This is a genomic window from Noviherbaspirillum sp. FW303-A3, from assembly GCF_058788695.1.
In genome coordinates, this window is record NZ_JBYTAZ010000001.1 from 5,335,205 (window position 1) to 5,358,938 (window position 23,734).

Below are 23,734 nucleotides of genomic sequence, written 5' to 3' on the forward strand. Positions count from 1 at the left end.
CCGGGGGCGGGCAAAGCCCGAGTACATTTGCTTGACTTCGTCTGTCGCGGGACAGGACGGACATGTGTTGACCGACCGATAGTTTTCTTTCGCCCGCCGTCAATCCATCTGATTCGATGGTTGCCGTTGGGCGCGTCCGGCGCCACTTCCTGCCTCGTCCGCGTCAACATTCATCGTATTGGTGGAGGCATCCAATGGCAATGTCTTGCCGAAGATTTTCAACCATGCGAAACCTAGCAGCCCTGCTGTTAACGATGCCACGAGGGTAGCCATTTTCGAGGCGTTGACCAGTACCGGCTCGCCGGTGAACGCGAGGTTGGTGATGAAGATCGACATCGTGAAGCCAATGCCACCAAGGAGCCCGGCTCCGACAATGTGCCGCCATCGCAAGTCGATTGGCAGCGTGCAGATGCCGATTGCAACCGCCAGAAAACTTAATAGCGTGATCCCTAGCGGCTTACCGAGAACGAGGCCGGCAAGGATGCCGAGACTATTGGAAGACGCCAGGTCCTGGGCCCAGTCAGTCCCAACCACAATGCCGGTATTGGCAAGGGCAAAGACTGGAAGGATGACGAAAGCCACTGGCTTGTGCAGAAAATGCTCGAGCCGGTGCGAAGGCGACTCTTCATCGTCCTGCTTCGCCGAGAAGGGAATAGCGAATGCCAAGAGGACACCCGCAATTGTTGCATGTACCCCTGATTTCAGCATCAGAACCCACATTATTGCGCCTCCTGCCAGGTAAGGAGTCAGGGCCATTACGCGCAGGAAGCGATTCATGCAGACAAGCAGGCCGAACACAGCAATGGATCCGATCAGATATTCCAATGCCAGCTCAGAGGTGTAAAACAAGGCAATGACAATGATGGCCGCGAGATCGTCCATCACGGCAAGTGCGGTGAGGAATATCTTCAATGATGCAGGCACCCTGCTGCCGAGAAGGGCAAGTACGCCCAATGCAAACGCAATATCCGTTGCCATTGGAATACCAATTCCTGGTTGCGTCGGTAATCCTCGATTAAGCCCAAAATGAATGAGTGCCGGTACGCAGACTCCACCTATCGCCGCCACGATGGGAAGAAGTGCATTTCTGAAGTTCGACAACTCGCCGTTATACAGCTCGCGCTCGAGTTCAAGACCGATCAACAGGAAGAAAATCGCCATGAGCGCATCGTTCACCCAGTGCTCGATGCTCAATCCGGCCACGGAAGCGTGCCAGAATTGCAGGTAATCTTCGCCAAAAGGCGAGTTGACCAACAGAAGCGAGATGAACGTACAAGCAATCAGCACGACACCACCTGCCTTCTCTGATTCGAAGAAACGCTTGAAGGTGTTGGAAAGCCTTCGCTCGATAGCGGTCATTCGGTTCCTTTCATTGGATGCAGAAATTGATTATTGAAGGTCGGAACTTCGTACTTGTGCGTATGCCCTGGTCCAAGGACTGTCGCAAGAGCGTCGCCGCAAAGCCAGCTTCTTCGGAGGGACTCGCCCCCAACGAAGGGGTGGCATGAAGAAATTAAGGGGGAGTGCTGATGGGCACGGTACCTGGGTGGAACGTCCCTAAATTTTAAGCGGCGTCGGCCCGTAAGGTGAAAACGGGCACGATGGCTTTGAGGGGGAGTGCAGTTGTTGATGATGGGTGCGGTCATAGATCGTACGCAAGCCGCGCGGCGGCCCGACCAGCGCACATCCTGCCACACCTGTTTGTGTGAGCACCCTGAGTGAGTATATCCGATTCGCACGCAAGGCTCGGCCGATGAAGACATTCCCAGTACAGTTACCGTGTTATCCCCATAAGATTTACCTTGGAGCGCTCGCGGTAGTTGTTCAAGACAACGCAACGGCCCGTGAACTACCGTCTGAAAGGAGCGATCGACACTGCATAGGGTGCGCCACACAGTGACATTAATATTTTGCTAAAAGCGGAAATTACTATTTGGCGCTAACAGATTTGTTAATTACTCATAATTTGCATTATGTAAAATTATGTAACGACGAAACCTCGGCCTTTTCATAGCGGCGCGGAATCGTGAACCTGAGAGCGTTCGCATAAGTTTCACTATTTTTTTCGCACAAAGTTCACAGATTTCATAATTCGGGAAGATTTCTATTTATGTGAAACTTGTGCGAGAAAATCCAGAGACAGTTTTCGAGTTCTGTGAAATTTATGCGAACACTGCCGGCGTTCGAGCGCCCGGAACTAATTTTCCGTCAAATTTGGAACTAAATTGCCGTCAACCACTTTTTGCACAGTTGACGGAAATTTAGTTCAATGTGAGCTCGCTAAAGCGCTTTCCCCGATACGTCTGCATTACGGGATGAACTTGGAGAACCGGTTCACAGTAGACACTGCATTAAGTCTCGAACGAATGTCCACCCTTCAGCGCCGTCAACTTCTCCAGCACGACCAGCAATTCCCGATCGGTCAAGTCACCAAGAAAAGGCGACACCGACAGATGGTTTCTCGGCTGCCGCTGCACCTTCTCAGGGCTGTCATCGACCATCACGATTTCGTCGACCGTGTAGCCGTGTTTTTGCACCTTCCGTAGGTCCTTGATGTACACATAACCATTTGTCCTCGGATCCACCTTCTGGACACACCGGTTTTCCGCCCAAGAGAATTTTGTGGGGTACTGGACGCCAAAAAGTAATGCCGTAATCGCCTCAACGTAGGCCGGACTAGATGAAGACCATACAGCGATATCAAAATTGGCCGCGGCGAACTGTAGCAACTCCCGTGCAAAAGGCCTGACATACACGAAGTACGGCGGCACCTCGAATTCGTGTGGCGTCGGGAGCCGCTCCTTTGTTGAGTGCACCAAAGTCTCATCTAAATCGAAAATGATTAGTCGTGTCGCCATGAAAAATTTTTCGCCGTTTTCCTGAGCCGATTTTGCAACTGTAGCCACAAGTACCACGACCGAATTCGCGATCAAGCCTGCAACGGGCCCGGAATTTCACGCGGACATTATGTAGGCGAGTCGGAATCAACGGCTATTGCAGGTCAAGTCACTGCCTAATTGCCGGCATGATATTTTTGCCGCTAAGGCCTTCGAAAGGCAAACTTTAAGGCTTTAGCGTCATAGAGTGCATGGTGCTCGGGCAGACCAGTCATGTTGAAGAATTCTTTCCTGACTGTCTCGTCCGTATTGCCAAGCACGTCTTGCGCTTTAAGCCATACCGGCGCCTCGCCAAGTGCCTGGATGAGGAGCTTCCAGTCGCCCTCGAAGTCAAACGCAACTACTACCTCAGGCTCGTCACCGCGGATCTGTTCAAGCCAGACCAGTAGCGCGGATCGGAGTACTTCTTGCGTCATCCTTGCGTCGGCAACCTTCCCTAGCTGCGGCAACACATTTTTCTGAACGAAGTCGGAACAGCGATCGACTGGAAAGCCTTCTACTTCAGCATAGAAATCCTGGCGATCGGCGACGAGCGCGATCGATATGAGATTGCGCTCATTTAGGTTCGTGAATTCGGTGTCTAGAAAAATCCGGAGCATGGTTTTGTCAGGCGATTAGTCCCGGTGGTATTTGGGTGCAAATCAAGGATCTGTGCCAGCCCCCGCTAGTGCGCGGCCCTGGCGGATTGCAGTTCAGTCAGACCAGAGAGCAAAGAGTAACAGGAATCCCCTCTCAGTCCCACACATGAAATATGACATTACTAATATAATGTCACATGATGGCACCTGTCTCTATGCATGTGCATGTGAGAGCTCTCCTCACTTTTTCTGTCGTGCCAAAGAAAAATCCACTCCTCATAGCGGTCCGGCGCAGAGGTGCAGATTGGGCATAACTCTCTCGGTGGCAGCGGTGCCTTTGTTCGCACTGTGGTAGGCGTCGGAGCACGTTGCTCGTCTTCCCCCTACGCTCCTGTAACGCCGAGAGGATCAACAGGTAGTAAGCGACCGAAATACACCTCAGAGCCGCCGTTGCAGAAGTTCCGTTGACTGGCGGAAATCGACCCAAAGCTGCCTACCAGCAAGTCAGGTAGCGGACATTTCAGCCTTAGGATTCATTAGCAACTGTTGCTTTCTTGAAGTTGCTGATTCCTTTTGCACCTTGAGGATGCAACACTTTTCCGCGTACAGGACGCTATTGGTTGGCTGGTTTGAACTGCGGCAGGAGCCGCACGTTTTCTGCCCGCAGGATCGCTTTCAGCTGCAGATTTTCCATCGTCAGCGTCGCGTTTTGCGACGCCAGGGAACGCAGCAGAGCCTCCGTTTCTGCCAGTTGGCGCCGTAATGCTCGGTTGCTTTCGCGCGCCGCCTGCAATTCCTGTGCTTTCACGTCGCGCTGCACTCGTCCTGTCCGGGCCGTCCGTTTCCTAACCTGCTCGGCGATATCCGGGTAGCGGGTATGGATTGTCGTAGCGTGTACGCCCGCTTCTTCCGCTACTGCCGCGATCGACAGCTTGCGCTTGGGATCCACAGTGCGCGGTGTCCCCCGCTCAATCCGGTGTAATGCCAGCAGCAATTCCTGCTGGGTCTTGTCACGACGCGACATAGGGTTCCTTTCCCGGGGCGTCGGCTACGCCGGGATCCAGTTTTCTTAGAATCTGCTTCACGGTCTCAATGCTTTCCTCGATCTTGGCCTGCGCCGCCGGGCCGATATCGTTGACATCACGTAGTTCGAGCTGCTGCAACCACAGTCCATGCCAAGTGTCCCGCTGCGTTTCATCGATCACTCCATGGCTGCAGTCCGCACATTCCATTGCGTCGTACAAGCCGCGGCCTCCACAACTAAGTGCATCGGCCATGCACCAGCTGTGACCGGTACTGCGCAACAGGATCCCCTGGCCTGCACGTTCGGCCATCTCCTTGCGACTGACCATGTTCATCGACTTCATGTGCACCCGCTGACGCATGATGCGTTCGCCAGCCTTGCCCGCCAACCGGACGGACGGATCGAGCCAGCTGGCAATCCGCACAGCCTGCTCCTGTTCCATCTTTTCCAGGATCTCCGCGTACAGGTCGACATCCTGGGTCTCGTTCAACGCATACAGCGCCGTCATGTCCAGCGACCAATGCTTGAAGTGATCGCGCAGGTACAGCAGATTGCCTCTGCCATGGGCAGCGACGAACACCGCAAAGGTGCGACGTAGTTCATGCGTGGTTGGTTGCCAGGGGATGCCGCAGTTGCGCGCAAATAGCTTGAGTTCGGAGTTCCAGCTGAACAGGCTCAAGATCGCAATATTGCCGCTGGCTACCGTTTTGCCAAGGAACAGCCCGTGTTGATGCTGGCGCAGCGCCATGCGCCGTGCCAACAGGGCCACCCGGTGCGCGTCGCTGGCAGCCGCATTCGCCAACTGGCCATCGATGGCTGCCAGTTCCGCCTGCAATTCTTCCCGCAGCGGCTGCGACAATCGCTCCAGCAGCGCAATCACGTGCGCCGCATACGGCGGAATCATCCATTCGGTCGCCCCCTCCCCGGTCTTGCGGCTCACGCTGCGCAGCCAGCCGTAGGTGACGCCGTCCACCTCGGTTTCGTAATAGCAGCCGACCCGGATATCCGCCAGTTCCTGGTTGCGCATCCCGCTCAGCAAGCCCAGCACGATGTAGCCGGCAATGCGCACATCGATCAGCGCGCGCTGATACGCCTGCAACGGCGGCAACCCGCGTGAACGCAGATGCCGATTCTTCAGCACAAACATCCGTTTGTAGCCCACCGTCGCCCGGCGTTCCAGGTCCTTCAGTTCGTCCCGCACCTGAAGCAGCAGCGGTGCCTTTTGCAGGGCGGCGTCCGCGTGCCGGAACAAGGCCGACGCAATTTCCAACGGAATCGCTTGCGTGCCCGAGACCGGCTTGCCGCGCGTACTCAGACCGGCGACATCACGGGCAGAGCTGTCCGGCCATGGATGGGCCGGCAGGTGGTCCTGCAAGTGATCCCTGAGGGTCCACGCCAGTTCCAGCACCACGTATTCGTGCACCGTATGCAAGACGCTGTTGCGCGCACGGAGGCGCTGCACATACGATTCGATATGCAGCGGCCGGACATCCGCAAACCGCTGCACACCGAGCGTATCCAAGTAACGCACCAGCCGTTGCAAGCGACGGAACACATTGGACAGAGTCAAGGAGCCCGGGGCTTTCCATCCCGGGCGCCCATGCACCCAGTATGCATACAGCAACGCCTTGGCACTGTCGCGCCACGCTGGCGGCAGGCGATCGAAATGCAAGCGCCGCATCCCGGGCGTCGCATTGGAGTTCGGTATTAGCGGCGTCAAGTCCCACACCATGTCGCCATACCGGCACAACACCTGGCGTCCGCCATCCGGATCGGATACGTATGCGATCGGCCACTGGTCGCGGTCTGCGGGCGCGGGTGCCGGCGCCACCGCGGCGCGCTGCATGGCGCCGCTCATGCCAGCGCTCCATGCGGCAAGCCCAAGCGGTCGCGCGTCTGCCAGTACGGGTGCGGCTCGTGCCGTGCCCGCTCGCGCGCTGCCCGCACCACGTCCGCCGGGAAGTCCGGCGCGATCTCGGTATCGATGATGTCCCGCACGTGCCCGTACCACTGTTCCCAGTCGCGCGCATTGAGGATGGTGCGCTCGCTGTCGATCAGGTAATAAAAGCTGAACAGTCGCCACAGGTCTTCGGTGGTAACCACCATGCTCTTGCACTGGAAGCAGCTGAGGAAGTCGGTGCAGAGCCGGCCCGGCTGTTGCGGCGCGCGTTCCCCGTGCACCGGGTCGGCACAGTGTCCGATCGGCGTGGCGGCCGCAGGCGCAACCACCTCCGGCCCTGACGATGGGGTTTGCAGCGTCGATAGCAGGGTCTTGCCGGCGAAGTGGAACGCACGCTTGGCTTCCGGCGATATTTTCAAGTAATGACTTTGGGAGACTTGCACCGAATGACCGGCCAGACGCGCCGTGACCAGCATGTCCCGGCCGCTCAGCTCGTACAGCCGGTTGACGAAGGTCTTGCGCAACGTCGCCACATTCACCCGTAACGGCTCCCCATCATCACCAACAAGGGCGTGACGCCGTACCAGCCGTTGCGCGGCAAGAATGAGCTGGCTGACGGTGAGCGACAGCACCGAGCGTGGGCGCCCCACCTGTTCATGGCGATACAGCCACAATCGCTGCTGCAAATCGGACGACGCCTCGGCAACCAGCGGGGCCGTCTTTTGATTGACCCATTCATACCACCACACCACATCAGTCTGCGCCGATGCGGTCTCCGCCAACTGGTCGCTCCAGCGCATGGACTGCACATGGGTGGCATTACCGCGCCGCTTGTGGGAGACCAGCATGCGCCAGTTCGGCTTGAGCGGATGCGGCAGCAGCGCGTCGCGTGACAGCTCCAGCAGCGGCGTGGTATTGAGACCGGTCCGCAACGCAATCAGCAGGCATACCAGCGCGAGCGCCTGGCCGTCGGTACCGTCGAACTCATTCCTGGCAATAGCAGCCAGTTCAACGCGTAATGCTTCCGCAAACCGTCGCCTCGCCTCCAGCGATAACGGCTGCTCGCCCTGGTAATGCCGGTTTACATTGGGGAAGGGATTGACCGGGAACAGTTGCCTGCGGTCCGGCAACCGCCCCTGCCGGCAAGCAGGTACCAAGACCGATTTGGTCTTGGTGTAAATCGACTTTTGCGCCACATAGCTGAGCGCTTCCCCATCGTCTCGCAGTTGGCGTCGGATCCAGGCGATGTAATGGTCGATGAACGGACGGTCAATCTCTTCGGTACGCAACTCCCGGCCTTGTGCCTGCGCTTGTTCAATGCAATAGGACAGGAACTTGCGTATCCCGCCATTGAACAATGACGTCATCGACGTCTCTTGGTAAGTTCTGGCCACGCGCAGCTGCTGCAGGGATTGCGCGAGCAGGTCGGTGATCGCATCGATGCCTTTTCCGTACCACGGCGAGAAGTCGAAGCGGTCCCGCTCTTCCGCCAGGTCGTCGCCCGCCATCGTTCGACCGGCAGCTGCGCCCGTCTGATCGACCACAGATTCCCTGTCTGTCTCCGGCACGTCAAATCGTTTGCGCGGCTTCAAGACGTCATGCCCCCGGCAAACAACTGGTCGACCTCACGCTGGTAATCGTTGAGCACCCCGTCTTCAATCTGTTCCAGGTAATGCAGGTATTTTTCAGTGGTGCTGATATGGCTGTGTCCCATCCGTTCCCGCAGGTAGAGCAGCGCATTGCCGATATTCATCGCACTGCGCAGTGCATGCAGCGTATGCGTCGCATAGGTATGGCGCAGCATGTGGCAATGCACCTTGTATCCAACACGCCGCGATATCGCCTCGAAGATTTTTCCCATGCCACCATTCGTAAACGGCCCGCCATCCGCAGTCAGAAACAGCGTCGCCGGTTCTGCCGCGCCGTGGCGTCTGGCCAGCATCGGCCGGTACGTGTGGCGATACTGCCAGAGCTGGTCCAGCAAGTGCCGCGTCAGATGAATGGTGCGCTTTTGCCGCCCCTTGATTTGCACGTGCGCTGGGTCGAGCAACACAGGAAACACCCGGCGCTCTGAACTCTGCATGCCACCATTCATGACATAGTGCGCAGGGAACGTGGCGAGCTCCATGCGGCGCAATCCCGTCTGCAACCCCAACAGCACAATCAGATAGTGCGTCGGGTTGCCCGCTACTGCATGCAGCACTTCTGCCACCTGCCCCTTGGACAGGACCGGCAACACTTCTCGTCGTTGCTTGAGCAAGATATCGGGCGACGTGGTGCTGGTTAAGCGCTGTGCGTGGGCCAACATGCCGCCACTGGCACGCCGCACGACCGCCTCATCGTCGAACGGCAGTTCGACAATCAAGCCCCGATCGCGCGCCCATCGGTAAAAGCGCACCACCAGCCGCAGCCGGAAATTGACTGTGCTTTCCTTGTTGCGCTTGAGGGCCCAATCACGGTAGCGGGCAAGGATGGAGGGAATGCCAGCCTTTTGGCGCTGCTCCCAAGCGTGGCCTGAGCCCTCGAGATACCCAAAATAGTCGTACAGGGCCTCGCCATAGGCGGTCCATGTGGCAGCCGACTGTACGCGCCCTCGATGCAGGCATTGATGAATCAGAAATTGCAGTGCCGGAACAACAATTGCTCCGTTCCGATCAAGCAGGATGGGAATGTCAGGATAAGGCTGTTGCGAAAGCTGGAATTCGTCTGTGCTGTGGATGAGTCTCACGTCCCCCTGTCTCGCTATCTGCTTGATTTAAATATAGATATTTCGGCAACAATGGCGACGGACTATAACATATGAAATATCATCCGTCCCTAGCGTAGTCGAGTTCCGAATGCTTCCCGAGGCACTCCTGTAGCGGCTTGTTTCTGAGTCAATGAGTCCTACACTTGAGGAAGCCTAGCCATCACCGGCCAGCGGCAATAAGAAAATATATTGGGGAGACGTATGACGATGCTATTCCAGAAATGCGCGAAGTCTTACTGCAGGCGCACCTATATCCTCGAACGCTTTAGTCCGTGCTTTGCCACTGTCAATGAAATCGGCAAGATCACATGTCCGTACTGCGGTGCCGAGCAGGAGGCTGATTGCCATTACGGATATCGGGCGAATGCGTTACCTCCCGAAGTCGACGAATGGCTTTCCCTCCTTGAATAGTGCCACAGCACGTCAACCGTACGCCGCTGGCGGCCAACGTGACGATATTCTCCTGACGCCACATGGGCGCAGGTCCCAGAAAAACGCGCCACGGGTAAGTCGGAACTGATCTGCAGCAGGGAGTGTGGCGCCAAGAAGCATATCAAAATGGCGCAATCAGCCCACTGCAAAGCCGCACATCATCAGCCTGCAAATATCTGCATTTTCCCGATAACGATGAAGGTAAGCATCGGACGGCGACGCAAAAAAATGCCCGCTCGCGGCGGGCATGTCCTCCGAGAAGCTAGAGGCTAGGGGTAATTGTCAGATTAGTGAATGCCGCACGCATTTCCAATAGAAATTTACAAACTGAAAACGTTAAATAGCACTAAGAAAGATATGAGCGGTTGTTTTGCAGCGTGGTGCACCGCGCACGAAATGCTGATTTTGCATCGCCTGCTAACAGCGAGAACTATGCTTCTGCCGGCCCGCCGCCGCTGTAGACAAGTCTATCGAAATTCCCGCCTTCCGAAGTTATGGGCGGCAGTTGAATGACAGCAGTTGGCCAACTGTTGCATCTAGGCAAGTTACTAACAGGGGCTGCTCGTATTCGGGAAGCTGCAGCTGGGTTGCTGTTCCCTTGACGGTGCAAATCGACATTGCACCTATAATGTGGGATTCAAGTCTTACGCCCCCTGGGCCTCCGAATGCCCGTCGATCCTCGTAGCCCTTCTCCTGCCGGCTCATTGGCGCCCATTGAAACCGTCGTTATTCCAGCTGGCCTAGACGGCGGAGACGGCACAAATCGAGCAACTGGAAACCGGCCTCAGATCTCTGCCAAGAACGATATCGATGCGATCAAAGCCTGGCTGGCACGTTTCGCCGATACGAAAACCACGTTCGATAACTACCGGAAGGAAGCGGAACGCCTCCTGTTGTGGTCGACCGTGCAACTGCAAAAGCCGATCTCGTCGCTGACTCACGAAGACTTGCTTGCGTATCAGCATTTCCTCGCCGATCCCCAGCCGGCGACGCGCTGGATCATGCGGGACGGGCGGAAGTTCGGGAGGTCCCATCCAGAATGGCGCCCGTTCGCTGGCCCCCTCTCATCGTCAAGCCAACGCCAGGCATTTATTATTCTCAATACGCTGTTTTCCTGGCTCGTCAATGCCGGCTACCTGGCCGGCAATCCGCTTTCCCTGTCCCGCCAACGCACGAGAAAAGCTAAACCGAGGGTGACCCGGTATCTCGAGGAAGATCTGTGGACCGAAGTTAAGCTCACCATCGATGCGATGCCAAAGGAGGCCGATCGGGATCGCGAACACTACTTGCGGACGCGCTGGCTGTTCTCGTTACTCTATCTCTGTGGGTTGAGGATCTCCGAGGTTGTCGGCAATACGATGGGCGGGTTCTTCTGCCGGCGCGACAAAGACGGTGAAGAACGCTGGTGGCTGGAAATAGTAGGTAAGGGCGAAAAGACGAGAATTGTCCCGGCAACCAACGAGTTGATGGTCGAGCTGGCGCGCTATCGGCGAGAAAAGGGACTTGCCCCCTTCCCCACCCCTTCCGAAGAAACTCCACTACTCTTGCCGATTAGGACACAGCACCGTCACATGACACGGGGCGCGGTGCATGCGCTCGTCAAGCAGGTTTTCCTGGATACCTCGCATCGCTTGAAGGCGCGTGGACCAGATTTTGATCTACTTGCTGCCCGTGTTGAAGTCGCGTCCGCCCATTGGCTAAGGCATACGGCGGGGTCACATATGGCGAATAGTAATGTGGATCTGCGACATGTCCGCGATAACCTTGGCCATGAGTCAATTTCGACGACCAGTGGATATCTTCACTCGTCTGACGATGCTCGACATCGGGAAACCGAGGAGCGTCACAAAATCAAGTGGTCGTGATTGCCGTTTGCTTCACCACCACGGATAGTGACGAAGGGGGCGAAGCGGCTATCCGATGAATGGGTGTTCAACGAGCGGCAGCGTTCACCGCGGGAGCCAAAGCCACGCTCAAGCGGCCAATGACGGCGGCCAAAGGCTCAGGCGGGAATTCGTTCTTCTTGAGAAATGCCAGCCACAGCGCCTGCCGTGAGGCGTCGTGCGCAAACTCATCCGTCAGGCCGACCGGCAGAGTATCAGAGACCGCCATGCCCCGTCTTTCGAAGGTGGCCTTGATCGCTTGGCCCAACAGATCGATGTCCAAAGTTTCTCGTTCCAATAGCACTGACAGGTCGAAGTAGTCCTTCAGGCGGCTGTTGGCCATGCCCAGCAAAGCGATGGCGTGAAGTTTCTCTGCAACGACCGTGTACGTTGGGTAGGCACGCAGCCGTGGCGCGGGCATTTCTTCGAGCAGTACCGGGTAGACCGAGTCAACGGGTGCTGGCGTGACGGCATCCCCGAAACCGATGTCGATTTGCGTCTTGCAGCGTGCTCTGGCCAGGTCGCCTGCGATGATCACACGAACGCCGCCGTAACCTGCTTCTTTGCGAATTTCGTCGACCGTGACCGAGGCAGGATCGAACACAATGCCGTCGTCGACTAATACGGCTGCGATGTCCCGGAATGCCTGGGCGACCGACTCCAAATCGCTGGCACCGAAGCCCAACAAGTCGGCATCGCGTGTGGCCCGGTGCGGCATGTCGTACCAGAGCGTGAACAGCAATGCACCTTTGAGCAGGAAGCGATCCGCGTGCGGAGACTGAGTCAGACGGTAGAGAATGCGTTCCAAGGCGAAGCGCACCAGTACCTGATTGAAATCGACGCCTTGTGCCCTGGCGAGGTTGAGCAGGCGGGCACGAACGGATGCCGCCATATTTGGCCTGGGCGCACTCATCCTACGCTCTCCAAGTAGGGGCGCATCACGTTGGCCACGCGGCAGATCTTGGCGAAATGCCAGATATCGTCGACTGTGGCCTTGCTGCGCGCGCGCGCGTCCTTCAGCGCCTCCAGCGCCACGTCCAGACCGATCTTGTTGCGATGCTTGAAGCAGTCCGCCACGGTCTTGGCCACACTGTACACACGTAGTTTGACGCCGTCGCGTTCGACTTCCTCAATGCCCGCTGAGTAGGCATCGCCCGTGAACTGGAGCATCTTGATGGGCGGGTAGTCGATACGGGGTGGATGGCTGCCCCGAGGCATGGCGATCCAGACCTGACGTGGCAGTTGCGTGGTCAGTTCATGAAATTGCAATGCCGTGAGCGTGCAGAACACCGCTTGAGGCACCTTGGTGGCAATGACGCCGAGGCTCTCGAATTCCGACACCTGTGCGTCGGGCAGGCGATACAGGCCGCGCCCCACCTTCTCAAGCAGACCTGCTGCGGTCAGGCGCGTCAGGACAACCCGGGGCGCGCTGATGGCGTCCAGATCGCTGGCGCGCAGCAGTCCCTTCTGGTTAGCTAGATCGAGGACGCGCTGAGTGTGGGTACCGGAGAGCATGGAAGGAGTATGTTCCGTTATTTCGTCCAATGCAAATATTTGATGAGAAACCGGAACATTTGAGCTCGACGGTATTGAAGCGCTGCAACGCTTGTCCTGGGTGCCGTGCAATTGAAAATGAGGACTATTGCGGGACAGCTTTCGGCTTCCTTGGTGTACGGGAAGGCTTATATGCTTTCCCGAGTTCCTCAATCTTGCGGTGCGCTTCTTCCAACTGTGTCCGCAACTCGGCAACCAAACTCTCCGCGCGCGCCTGCTGCGCGTGCTTATCGTCGAGAAGAGCACGTGTCGCCTTCAGGTCATCCACCGCCATATCCCGGCTTGCAGTAACCGCCTTCAGGTTCCCCTCGAGCTCCCCTGCCCTTTGTCGATAATTGCCGAGCTGTTCCTGAACGGCAGACAATTCGGCGCGGTGGCGCTCCACCGTCTGGACTGCGTTCGAGCGTAGCCCTTCCATCTCCTTGTGCAGTTTGCTAGCTGCGGTTCGTTCGCGGTCGATTTCCATCAGCGCACGCGCCTCGGACGCGCGGAACCGTTCTTCCGCTAGACTCCCCGCCGACCGCAGTTTTTCGAGTTCTGTCCCGAAATCCCGCCTTGCGTCGTCCAGCTTCTGAAGCAGCCCGGCGTTTTCACCTCGGGCCGATTGCAGCTGTCCTTCCAGCGCGGTAATCGTCGCATCGCGCGCGGCCACTGCCTGCTCCAGCTCGCCAATCCTGATATGCGCCTGCTCCAGCGTCTGGCTGGCCAGCGCTTGAGATGCCCTAGCCGAATCCCGATCAGCTTCCGCGGTTGCGTGTGCCTGCCGCGCTTCCACCACCTGCGCCTGCGCTTCGCTGCGCAATGTCGCCAGCGCCTCCTGCGCGGCGCCCTGCGCGGATGACCACAGCGTCGCAACGAGTTCACCGGCGGCCGTTTTCAGTGACTCCGGCAAGTCCGGATGCTCAATCCGCACCCGGCTCTTGTCCCTTAAATCTTCCCAGAATTTATTGAGCGCCTCGGCCGGCGCGCTCATGCTGCCCTTGCGCACCAGCTGGTACAGTTTGTTGGTGGTCGGCGTGATACCGTACCTAAAGAACAGCAACACGCACACTTCGCGGTACAGGTCCTGGGTCTGTAGGAACTGGCCGCGCAGCGCGTCGATATCGGCGAGCAGCTGCTTTTCGTTGGGTTCGGACGTGGTCATGGCGGCGGGAAAAGGCAGGAAATGCATCGATAATATAACGTAATACGTTAAATATCCAATTCAATCGCCGACAAATATGACATTAGCGTTATAATGTTAATTAATGTCACTTCTTCGCCGCGCTTTGTGTCTGAGAACGCATCCTTGAATTTCTGCCAATGGACGTTCACTTTTCTGGCCCGCGAAGCGCAAGCATTTAAGCTCTATGCGGTACCCATTGCTGTAGACGGGAACACCATCACGGTGAGTATGTTCACTCAACCTGATGGATTTCGAGGCGATTTTGATCACGTAGCGTGATGGACGCAGGGAGAACCCCCGCGAGGAACTTGAACAAACGATCCTTTTGGGGGAGTCTTCGGTTTCTCACGACTTCAGACTGCCTGCAGTGTGCCACGCCCTCATTAGTGACCTCAAGTTTTTTCATCAGCTGGTCCGAATCGACCGCGAGCTGGCCGACCAGACCCGCCTTCAAGGCTGCCCATGCGGCGGCACTCTCCATCAAGCCCACTTTCCGCGCAAGCCGCGCAGCTGCCCGCGCGAGGTGCGCGACGACTTCGCTGTGCGTTTCAGCTTCTGCTGCGCACAGTGTCGCCGGCGCGTGACATCGGTATCGGTGCGTTTCCTTGGCCGGCGTGTTCACCTGGCGGTGGTGCTGGTGTCGGACCGAGGTCCGACACCAGCGGCGGCCTCGCGTCTGGCGCAGCAACTGTCGATTTCCATGCGCACCCTGCGGCGCTGGCGGCAGTGGTGGCGCGAATGCTTCCCCGCTACCCGTCTATGGCAAACGCTATGTGCCCGCTTCGTGCCGCCGGTCGATCCCGCCTTGTTGCCCGGGGAGCTGCTGTCGCGCTTCCAGGGCACGCTTGACGAAGCCATGCGGCGCCTCCTGATGTTCCTGACGCCGCTGACCGGCGTCGCTTTGATCGCGCTGCGCAAGGGCCGTTGATCGCACGCAGAAGATGCCGATAGCCGCGCGTTGGTCCCGCTTGTAGTCTGCCTGGCCTGCATGGCGCCGCCGGCGCCAGCCATCCAAGGAGACCTGTTTGAGTTCGAACCCCGTAGTCCCCAGACGCGACGCCATGGCGCGCTTGCGCTTCTCGATCATCGGACCGCTGCTGGCGGCGCCGCCGGAGCCGGGCCAGTTGGTCGCGGCGCTGCGCGCACTGGCGGCCAGGACCTGGCGTCACCCGCTGTCGGGCAAGGATGTCCGCTTCGCCACCGCAACGATTGAACGCTGGTTCTACACTGCACGGCATGCCAGCGATCCGGTAAACCAGTTGCGCGACCGCCGGCGTGGCGACCGCGGCAGCTTCCACAGCCTGGCGCCGGAAGTGATCGCGGCGCTGCGTGCGCAATACCAGGCGCACCCCGGCTGGAGCGTGCAGCTGCATTTCGACAATCTGAAGGCCGCGCTGCGCGGCACCACGCTGCCGTCCTATCCGACCATCCGCCGTTACCTGCGGGCCAACGGCATGCTGCGCCAGGCCCGTCTGGCGCGCGCCAGTGCGGGGGCGCTGGCCGCCCGCGACCGGAAGGAACAGCTTGAGGTGCGCAGCTACGAGGTCGAGCATGTCAACGCCCTGTGGCACCTGGACTTCCATCATGGCTCGCGCAAGGTACTCACCGCCGGTGGCGATTGGGTCAAGCCCATGCTGCTGGGCGTGATCGACGACCGTTCGCGCCTGGTATGCCATCTGCAGTGGTATCTCGACGAGACTGCCGCCAGCCTCGTTCACGGCCTGTGCCAGGCCTTCATGAAGCGTGGCCTGCCGCGCGCCCTGATGACCGACAACGGCGCGGCCATGCTGGCCGAGGAAACCACCAGCGGACTGGCCGCGCTGGGCGTGCTGCACCAGACCACGCTGCCGTACTCGCCCTATCAGAATGGGAAGCAGGAAGTGTTCTGGGGCCGCGTCGATGGGCGTCTGATGGCCATGCTCGAAGGCGAGGCCATGCTCACGCTGGACACGCTCAACCTGGCCACGCAAGCCTGGGTCGAACAGGAATACCACCGCAGTGCGCACGCCGAATTGCGGGCCACGCCGCTGCAACGCTATCTGGAGGGCCCCAACGTTGGACGCCAATGTCCGTCGGCAGCAGCCCTGTGCGCGGCGTTCCGCATCGAGGCCGCCCGTCGCCAGCGCCGCTCCGACGGCACCTTCAGCCTGGAGGGCACCCGCTTCGAAATCCCGGCCCGCTATCGGCATCTGCACAGCATACAGGTGCGCTACGCGCGCTGGGATCTGAGTCGGGTCGATCTGGTCGACCCGCATGAGGGCACCGTGCTGTGCGCCGTGCAGCCACTGGACAAGACCGCCAACGCCAACAGCGTACGGCGTTTGCTCGATCCTGCGACGACGGTGATGACGCCGACCGCGCCGGCCGGCATGGCGCCACTGTTGCGCGAACTGCTGGCCGATTACGCCGCCACTGGCCTGCCACCCGCTTACCTGCCCACTGACGGCGAGAGGAATCGATGACCCAGAACCTGCTGGCCCTGTACGGGCTCAAATTCAATCCCTTCACCCCTGAATTGCCCACCGGCGCCATCTATGTGCCGCCGCGCATCGAGGACTTCTGCTGGCGTATCGAACAGGTGCAGGTGCGTGAAGGCGGCTTTGCCATGATTCACGGCGACCCGGGCAGCGGCAAGAGCATTGCGCTGCGGGTACTGGCCGACCGGCTGGCGCGGCTGCCGGACGTCACGGTGGGCGCCATCAACCATCCGCAGAGCAACCTGGCCGACTTCTACCGCGAGCTGGGCGACGTGTTCGGCGTACCGCTGCGCCCGCACAACCGCTGGGGCGGGTTCAAGGCGCTGCGCGAACAGTGGCAGGCACACCTTGAATCGACGCGGCGCCGTCCCGTGCTGCTCATCGATGAGGCGCAGGAGATGGCACCGCCGGTGCTGTCTGAGCTGCGCCTGATGGCTTCGGCCCGCTTCGATTCGCAGCCCTTGCTGTGCGTCGTGCTGGCCGGCGATGCACGCCTGCCCGACAAGCTGCGGCGCGAGGATCTGGTGCCGCTGGGCTCGCGCATCCGCGCACGGCTGGCGACCGAATATGCGAGCCGGGAAGAGCTGCTGGCCTGCCTTGAGCACCTGCTGGCCGGGGCCGGCAACGCCAGCCTGATGACGCCGGGCCTGCGCCAGACGCTGTGCGACCATGCGGGGGGCAACTATCGTATCCTGATGACGCTGGCCGGCGAACTGTTGGGGGTGGCGGCCCGGCGCGACCTGGCCGTGCTGGATGAAAAACTGTACCTGGACGTGTTCGCGCAACCGGATACCAAGCCGCAGCGTCGCTCTGCTGCAAGGTGACGACATGGAAAAACCATCTCCATCGGTCATCAACCTGCCGCCCATGTCGGATGACGGCGTCGTCGCGCTCCATCGCTGCCTTGGCGCCTTGATCGACGCTGTCGAGTCGGCTTACGGGTTCCAGCTCTGGCGCTACTACGACCAACACCCTGAACACGAACGACCCGTCAGGTTCCGCGGCGAACCGTTCTGATCTCAGTCGGACGCAGTGCCGCTAGACTTCACGTTGCGGCACTGCACGAAGCCTGCACTGGCTGCCGGCACATCGATTTACGTGAAAATCGGGCCATCAACTCGCGTGACCACACTCATCACGGCACGGCAAATTTTTTCACCGACCGGGATGTAAAAAGAAGCGAAAGTTCATCCAAATTTGTTGATTGGCGGCGATCGCCCCGAAGGCGACATTGAAGCGCGCCGAAAGCGGACGGTCAACGCTTGACATTAAAGCCAACGCCTGGCTTGCCAGGTAACGTCCTCTTGATGGACGGGTTAGGCGCTCAGGCTATTCTGGTGTGACAATAATCGGTCGCTGCGTATCTAACCGAGGTGCGTTGGTGCTAGCTGTCGGCTGACTCCGCATTTGCAAGAGAATTGCCATGCGATTGAGTCAACCTGTCTTCGAGCAAGCGTGCAAAGGCGAGTAGTTCCTTTTCGCCGGCGATATCGTTGACGCAATACTCGTCACCAAGTTCAAGCATGAGCTTCGCCCGGGCCGCGAGGCGAAGAATCTCTTCCTTCCTGAGGGGACGTGCCTGGAGCTTCATGACAAGACTCCTGTTTCAATTCCAGCAAAGGTCTGCTTGACGTCGTCATGTTTCAGCGGCGTTACGACATCTGGCGCGATTCCTGTATGCTGCACTGCAGCGCCCTATATATATAGCCTGCTTTTATGATGCATTGCAACGTATTTTGAAAGGAGTCCCATGAAGATTACCCCCCCGCCCGTCTTTCTCTGCCGTCGCAGAGCTTGTTGGGCCCCACATTGAGTTCGCTGCAACACAGCCGAAGCGGCAAGCTGAACTCGCTCAGGACCTTCGTGCCATCTGTGCGAAAACGGTAAATATTGCCTTCCAAAGTCATCACAACCCGATCGGTCTTGCAAGGGTGAGTATTACTGCCGCAGAAAAGACGGTCGACGCATCAGCGCGGGCAACCAAGGACCAACTACTTGCCCATGTAGACCTGACGCGGGCCGCGTATGCGGGAATGGTACGTGCGGGCATTGCCCCCCCCGATCCCTCTTGGCGTCACATCGCCTCGAGAAAATCCTGGCCGGACGCACTGCCATAGGTGAGCAGGCTATTACCACAGCCAATGATTCATTGATAGCGGCAACACTTCCTTACGCCAAACTGGTTGCGCTTGCCAGGGGCAAGGCTCTATGGCCGGTGCACGTATCGCGGTAAATTTGAAAAAAAGCAGGAACTGCGAGTAATTGGAGCTCGTTCAAAGGTGTCAAACCAAGAACAACTACATGCTGGCAAGAGAAATCCAGAAAGCCCTGCGAACATGCGACGCGGGCGACATTGATCCGGAGACTGCCCTCGAAATCTACGCCCACCTGCTCGCCAATATCTCGGAAGTTGTCTCTGACGCCGACCTGCGTCGCCTGGTTATTCGTGAGGCAGCAATGTTTAGGCAATTCGAGAAGACTGTAGAACTGCAAATTCCCGGTGGAGCTGCGACCGCGACGCGCACTGGACCACTCGGTCATTCTTTGACACGCCCCGTAGGCGCGGCGGCACTGGACGTGATACACCTTTTGCTTGTGCGTATTCCAGTCTAATTCCGCATCCTGTCCGACAACGTAAGCGGTCGGGCCGATGGTGATATGCATCGTCAGCTAAACGCGCCGATGCAGTCGTAGCGCAAGAACAGCGAATAGGCTCTACCCGTCCCGAAGATGCCTGTCAACAGTTTGGTAAGCGGCCATTTCAGCGACCGCGGCCATTGAACGCACCTGTTGCCGCGCACTGATCTCGGTATTGGCCCCAAGACGGAAGATGTCGGGTACTAGGAAAACTAAGAAAGGATTTACATGACAATGCCGCATGAACGCCTACATGCCCTTAGGCGAGTATGACAACAGAAAGCCAGCAGTTGTTCTGATGCCCGGCAATTACCATGTTCATCGGATGTGACCGTGCGGCAATAACCGGACAATCCAGTCACTTTAGGCGGGCGCATTTAGTATCGGAATCATGTATCGAGATTCCGATACGATGAGCAGCTCGTATCTCCGCGGGTTAAGCGCCCTCCCCTTTCCATAGATATGCGGACGCCGTCCGTACTTGCCCCTGGTTCATATGGACTCTCGGCGAGAGATATGAGCAGCATGTACACCAAACGAGGCGCTTACCCTGAGCTGATCCGAATGATCAACATGGCGATTGCAGATTGGGGGCCGATATTACATCGCCCAGACTAGTACGCTTTGCTCCGTGAAACCGGGCAGTTCGCAGATGGTGACCGCTTCGAACTTAATCTTGAAGGAATCACGTACAGCCCGTACCGCAATAATTCCCCCTAAGCCCGCCGACTATCTTCCCAGGAAAACATACTCTGCTGCCGTCAGCGTACCGCCCAAGGTCGCGGACGTGCTTGCGCTTATCAGGTGATCCATTAACGTGACGAGACAACGCGACACAAAATGTTGAAAACGCTCGTCGTGCACAAGCGGGATGCAATTGTATGCATCGGTCTCTGCGTATTGTTGCCATGCTATGGAATGCTGAAGGGGCATATGCCTTGGGATGGGTGCTTCCCGCTCCACTATGCTCGAACATCGTACCGGGTGCGGACAGCAAAAGGCAGGAATGTAATGAGCACCGCGCGTTTGGCACTCCCATTGAATCATGGCAACAGAAGACGAGTCAGGCGTTCGATTGCGAATCGACTGTGTAATAAAGTGTGCCACAGGTTCAGATGCAAGCCGCTTCTTCAAGTCTGGTAGAGTTTCGGGTACACAGATAACGTCAGTAGATTGACATATGAATCAGCAACCGCTTTGGGTGGAGCCAGTAGGTGAAATCATTATCGCGCGCATCCGTGGAAAGTGCACAGAGGAAATATTGAGGGATTGTCAGAGACGCGTACTCCTGCTGGACAAGGACATGCAGCAGGCAAAGGTGTTATATGACGCGCTTGAGGTGGAAGATCCCGCAGTCGATCTAGCAATACTGCAACAAAAGATGGATGTGGAAACTTGGCAACAGCTAGGGGCGTTACCCCTGCGAAGAGCTATTTTGGTCCCAAATACTCGAATTGCCTACCTGGCTCGAATCGCTTTTGGTCAATTTGGCGAGGGCACTTACCGCGTTTTTTATAACGACTTGACGGCAGCGATTTTATGGCTCGAGGAAAGAATTTAATGACATTCAAGGCGTTCTAATTCCTTTTCCACCGCGCCATTCTCTCCTATGGCGGAGCCGTTTCGATTTTCGGTGCGGTTCAAATTTGCGCTAATATGGGCAAAATTAGTGCCTCAGAGAAACAGATATGGTGTACTCGGTCAGGAACTGACTGTTTCAAGGTTATTCACTGCACAGTGGCACGTTTACGCAAGACCTTACCGTTGCTTCTAGGACGAATCTGATATGTCGAAAATGACAAAGCAAATAGGAACGAAGACACTCGACCAATTTCTTGACGTCGCTGAAGATGTATTCTTGCGAGACGGATACACCAATACGACGCTAGAAGCCGTTGCAGACGCGGCGGGCACGACTCATGCCACCATCTGTCGGCATTTTGCAAACAAGGGCGAATTATTCAACGCCATGTGTGAGCGGGTCCGATTACCGATAGAACAGCTGCATGAAGCGGCGCTTGAGGCGGGCATCGAAGACCCGATTACTTATATCAGAAGAGCATGTCTGTACTATCTGAAAGAGGTCACTCAGAACCACCACTTTCGGAAGGTGTTGACTATCCTGTTTCGCAAGATTGAATTTACCTCGCCCTCCGACGTTGCTTACGTTCATCAGAAACAATCCTTCAGTCGCGGGAGGGAGCGCCTGACGAACATGCTCGCCTTGGCAGTCGAGCAAGGTCATCTGGCATCTGACTTGGACATCCCTTTAGCAGTATCGTTATTGCATGCAAGTATGGAAGGAATTGTGCGCCATTGGCTTACCGCCCCGGATTCCCTGTCTCTTGCAGATGACTACGAACGCATTGTTGACGCATGCCTTGACACACTGCGCTATTCACAGAGCCTGAGAAAGCGTCTTGACACGTAACCTCGGGTCGGATCGCAGCGCCGGAAGCTTGCTCTCGAACTGGTCCGGGAACCTCGTCGAGTCGTCAACCGGAGCCATCCCAAATTAGCTTGGTCTGATAAAACCGGTCAGGTCATCCGCACATGCGACGAAACAGACGGGTATTACTTCATTCAGCGCTCGGCCAGCGCGGGCACGAACATTTGAAAACAGCTTCGGCCGGATGATTTAGCTTCGTACATTGCCAAATCTGCATGGTGGAATAGACGTTCTATGGTGTCACCGTCTTCAGGGAAGAGGCTAACGCCAATGGACGCTTGAACTGGTACTGCCTGCGTGCCCAGCACAATCGGTTCACTGAGCGCGAACAGCAGTCGCTTGGCAATTTTTGCCGCCACTTGGCGGCTTGATGCTCGCGCACATACGACAAACTCATCCCCACCGAAACGGGCAATCAGGTCATCGTGCTTCACGTTGGCACGAAGTCGGCCTGCGACTACCTTGAGTAGCTGGTCACCGGCTGCGTGTCCGAGCGTGTCGTTGACTTCCTTGAAACGGTCGAGATCGATAAAGAGCACGGCGAACGGCTCATTCCGTTGACAGGACAGCATCTCTGCCAAACGCTGCTGCAGGTGCACACGATTTGGCAGGCCGGTCAGCACATCGTGCCGGGCCTGTTGCTCTAGCTCCTTCGACATTTCAACGTCACGGGTTATGTCGCGTCCCACCCCACGATATCCCACGAATTCGCCATCTTCAAACACTGGTTCACCGGAAATAGCGGAGTGTCGCAGCACGCCCGGCACCGCGGTATATGTTGAATACACCAGATCCCTGAACGGCTCACGGGCGGCAATTTTCGCCTCGTAATCAATTAGGCCTTGCTGCTCCAGGTCCGCCGCGCGTTCGCGCCGCGTTTTACCCAGCAAGGCCGCTGGCGAAGTCCCTAACAGTCGATGTAAACCCTCAGACACGAACGTAAAGCGACCATCTACGTCGGTTTCCCAATACCAGTCCAATGAGAGCTTCATCAGGCTGCGCAAGCGTTCCTCGCTGCGGCGCAGCGCCTCGCGCGACTTTCGCTCGGCCGTAATATTGCGCGCCACTGCGATGGCACCGAGCTCTGCACCAGTCTCGACATCCTTGAGGAGTGTGAAATTGGTGCTAAGCCAGAGGTACTCCCCTTCTTTAGTACGGAACCGATGCTCGATCACGCTACTGGGCAGGCCACCTGCTTGGCGTGCAATTTCAGTGCGCACGACACTGATGTCGTCCGGGTGCACGAAGTCGTACACGCAGGCGCCGAGCATTTCAGAAGGCTCATAGCCGAGGGTCTGCTTGATGGACGCGGATACATACAAGTAATTGCCTGTGCGAGGCGCATGGTGCGTGATCAGGTCAGAGCAGTTTTCGGTGACCAGCCTATGGGCGGTCGCAATCGGACTGGAACTAAAGATGAAATTCCAGTCCGATATGTCGAGAATGAATCCGACGTACCCCTCGAACTCATTATTCACATCGAATCGCGGTTCCGAGACTCCAAGAACACCGCGCTCCGTTCCATCGCTGCGAATTAGCCGGTATTTCACCTTGTACGCCCGGCGTGCCTCTCGAGCGGACGCAACAAGCGAGCCGAACTGCGCGTGATCCGCCGGATGCACCTGGTGTACCCACGTTGCCATGTCGAATGGTGCGGGCACAGCCCCGTACGCGTTGTTCGCTTGGGTAAGATAAATGCAGTTGCCGAATCGGTCGCTCATCCAGACAATTGTGTCCGGTGAATCGGCCAGTCGTTGCAAAAGATTCAGTACATCCGAAGTGCTCGATCGCGTCATATTGCAGCCCGCCCGGAGAGCCACCCGGCAATCTCGGGCATGTAACAAGATTGGGATCGTTATCGTAGCATCGTAGTGGTGCCACTGGTAAATTGAACAGCCAATTTTCAATTTGCGGTCACAACATTGGCGACATTAGGAACAAACACGCCACTCCAGGGAGAATGTTCACGATTCCAAACCGGCTGCGACG

General features: G+C 57.6%; 20 protein-coding genes. 8 read left to right on the forward strand and 12 right to left on the reverse strand.

The window, feature by feature from the left end; genetic code table 11:
- Positions 1-99: 99 nt before the first annotated feature.
- From nhaA to AC3WOY_RS25430, 7 genes are all read right to left on the reverse strand, one after another.
- On the reverse strand, positions 100-1,359 hold the full coding sequence (nhaA, locus tag AC3WOY_RS25400) for a Na+/H+ antiporter NhaA (protein WP_492428914.1): 1,260 nt from the start codon (positions 1,357-1,359) through the stop codon (positions 100-102).
- Between the two features lie 992 nt (positions 1,360-2,351).
- Positions 2,352-2,933 carry an HAD family hydrolase gene (locus AC3WOY_RS25405; protein WP_492428916.1) on the reverse strand — a complete coding sequence of 194 codons (582 nt, stop codon included), beginning with the start codon at positions 2,931-2,933 and terminating at the stop codon, positions 2,352-2,354.
- A 107-nt stretch (positions 2,934-3,040) separates the two neighbouring features.
- On the reverse strand, positions 3,041-3,496 hold the full coding sequence (locus AC3WOY_RS25410; RefSeq protein ID WP_492428918.1) for a hypothetical protein: 456 nt from the start codon (positions 3,494-3,496) through the stop codon (positions 3,041-3,043).
- Between the two features lie 592 nt (positions 3,497-4,088).
- Positions 4,089-4,499 (reverse strand): TetR family transcriptional regulator, encoded by a 411-nt coding sequence (locus AC3WOY_RS25415; protein ID WP_492428233.1) that lies wholly within the window; start codon positions 4,497-4,499, stop codon positions 4,089-4,091.
- A complete protein-coding gene (locus AC3WOY_RS25420) occupies positions 4,486-6,357 on the reverse strand; it encodes a hypothetical protein (protein ID WP_492428231.1) in 1,872 nt (623 codons plus the stop codon). The genes AC3WOY_RS25415 and AC3WOY_RS25420 overlap by 14 nt, the downstream gene beginning before the upstream one ends.
- The gene (locus tag AC3WOY_RS25425) at positions 6,354-7,967 is read right to left on the reverse strand and encodes a site-specific integrase (RefSeq protein WP_492428229.1); all 1,614 of its coding nucleotides are present in this window, start codon (positions 7,965-7,967) and stop codon (positions 6,354-6,356) included. The genes AC3WOY_RS25420 and AC3WOY_RS25425 overlap by 4 nt, the downstream gene beginning before the upstream one ends.
- A gap of 20 nt (positions 7,968-7,987) precedes the next feature.
- Positions 7,988-9,127: a tyrosine-type recombinase/integrase gene (locus AC3WOY_RS25430; RefSeq protein ID WP_492428227.1), complete on the reverse strand. Its 1,140-nt coding sequence runs from the start codon at positions 9,125-9,127 to the stop codon at positions 7,988-7,990.
- A 1,118-nt stretch (positions 9,128-10,245) separates the two neighbouring features.
- Between AC3WOY_RS25430 and AC3WOY_RS25435 the strand changes: the two genes are divergently transcribed.
- A complete protein-coding gene (locus AC3WOY_RS25435; protein ID WP_492428920.1) occupies positions 10,246-11,445 on the forward strand; it encodes a tyrosine-type recombinase/integrase in 1,200 nt (399 codons plus the stop codon).
- Positions 11,446-11,512: 67 nt separating this feature from the next.
- Here AC3WOY_RS25435 and AC3WOY_RS25440 read toward each other — a convergent pair whose 3' ends face one another.
- The 3 genes from AC3WOY_RS25440 to AC3WOY_RS25450 form a co-directional block, all read right to left on the reverse strand.
- Positions 11,513-12,355: a nucleotidyl transferase AbiEii/AbiGii toxin family protein gene (locus tag AC3WOY_RS25440; protein ID WP_492428922.1), complete on the reverse strand. Its 843-nt coding sequence runs from the start codon at positions 12,353-12,355 to the stop codon at positions 11,513-11,515.
- Positions 12,356-12,372: 17 nt separating this feature from the next.
- Positions 12,373-12,978, reverse strand: coding sequence for a type IV toxin-antitoxin system AbiEi family antitoxin domain-containing protein (locus tag AC3WOY_RS25445; RefSeq protein WP_492428924.1), 606 nt, complete (start codon positions 12,976-12,978; stop codon positions 12,373-12,375).
- Between the two features lie 124 nt (positions 12,979-13,102).
- Positions 13,103-14,161, reverse strand: a complete 1,059-nt coding sequence (locus AC3WOY_RS25450; protein WP_492428926.1) for a DNA-binding protein — start codon at positions 14,159-14,161, stop codon at positions 13,103-13,105.
- 388 nt (positions 14,162-14,549) lie between these two features.
- Here AC3WOY_RS25450 and AC3WOY_RS25455 point away from each other — a divergent pair, with 388 nt between their 5' ends.
- The 4 genes from AC3WOY_RS25455 (at position 14,550) to AC3WOY_RS25470 (ending at position 17,676) form a co-directional block, all read left to right on the forward strand.
- Positions 14,550-15,110, forward strand: coding sequence for a hypothetical protein (locus tag AC3WOY_RS25455; protein ID WP_492428928.1), 561 nt, complete (start codon positions 14,550-14,552; stop codon positions 15,108-15,110).
- 133 nt (positions 15,111-15,243) lie between these two features.
- Positions 15,244-16,644 (forward strand): DDE-type integrase/transposase/recombinase, encoded by a 1,401-nt coding sequence (locus AC3WOY_RS25460; protein WP_492429405.1) that lies wholly within the window; start codon positions 15,244-15,246, stop codon positions 16,642-16,644.
- Complete coding sequence (locus AC3WOY_RS25465) at positions 16,641-17,483, forward strand: ExeA family protein (RefSeq protein WP_492428930.1); 843 nt, start codon at positions 16,641-16,643, stop codon at positions 17,481-17,483. Before AC3WOY_RS25460 ends, AC3WOY_RS25465 begins: the two co-directional genes overlap by 4 nt.
- A gap of 4 nt (positions 17,484-17,487) precedes the next feature.
- Complete coding sequence (locus tag AC3WOY_RS25470) at positions 17,488-17,676, forward strand: hypothetical protein (RefSeq protein ID WP_492428932.1); 189 nt, start codon at positions 17,488-17,490, stop codon at positions 17,674-17,676.
- Positions 17,677-18,043: 367 nt separating this feature from the next.
- Here AC3WOY_RS25470 and AC3WOY_RS25475 read toward each other — a convergent pair whose 3' ends face one another.
- Positions 18,044-18,250 (reverse strand): hypothetical protein, encoded by a 207-nt coding sequence (locus AC3WOY_RS25475; RefSeq protein ID WP_492428934.1) that lies wholly within the window; start codon positions 18,248-18,250, stop codon positions 18,044-18,046.
- Positions 18,251-18,960: 710 nt separating this feature from the next.
- Between AC3WOY_RS25475 and AC3WOY_RS25480 the strand changes: the two genes are divergently transcribed.
- The 3 genes from AC3WOY_RS25480 (at position 18,961) to AC3WOY_RS25490 (ending at position 21,727) form a co-directional block, all read left to right on the forward strand.
- On the forward strand, positions 18,961-19,272 hold the full coding sequence (locus tag AC3WOY_RS25480; RefSeq protein ID WP_492428936.1) for a hypothetical protein: 312 nt from the start codon (positions 18,961-18,963) through the stop codon (positions 19,270-19,272).
- Between the two features lie 1,204 nt (positions 19,273-20,476).
- Complete coding sequence (locus AC3WOY_RS25485) at positions 20,477-20,857, forward strand: SpoIIAA family protein (protein ID WP_492428938.1); 381 nt, start codon at positions 20,477-20,479, stop codon at positions 20,855-20,857.
- Between the two features lie 225 nt (positions 20,858-21,082).
- The gene (locus AC3WOY_RS25490; protein ID WP_492428940.1) at positions 21,083-21,727 is read left to right on the forward strand and encodes a TetR family transcriptional regulator; all 645 of its coding nucleotides are present in this window, start codon (positions 21,083-21,085) and stop codon (positions 21,725-21,727) included.
- Between the two features lie 152 nt (positions 21,728-21,879).
- Here AC3WOY_RS25490 and AC3WOY_RS25495 read toward each other — a convergent pair whose 3' ends face one another.
- Complete coding sequence (locus AC3WOY_RS25495) at positions 21,880-23,541, reverse strand: sensor domain-containing protein (protein ID WP_492428942.1); 1,662 nt, start codon at positions 23,539-23,541, stop codon at positions 21,880-21,882.
- Positions 23,542-23,734: the final 193 nt, after the last annotated feature.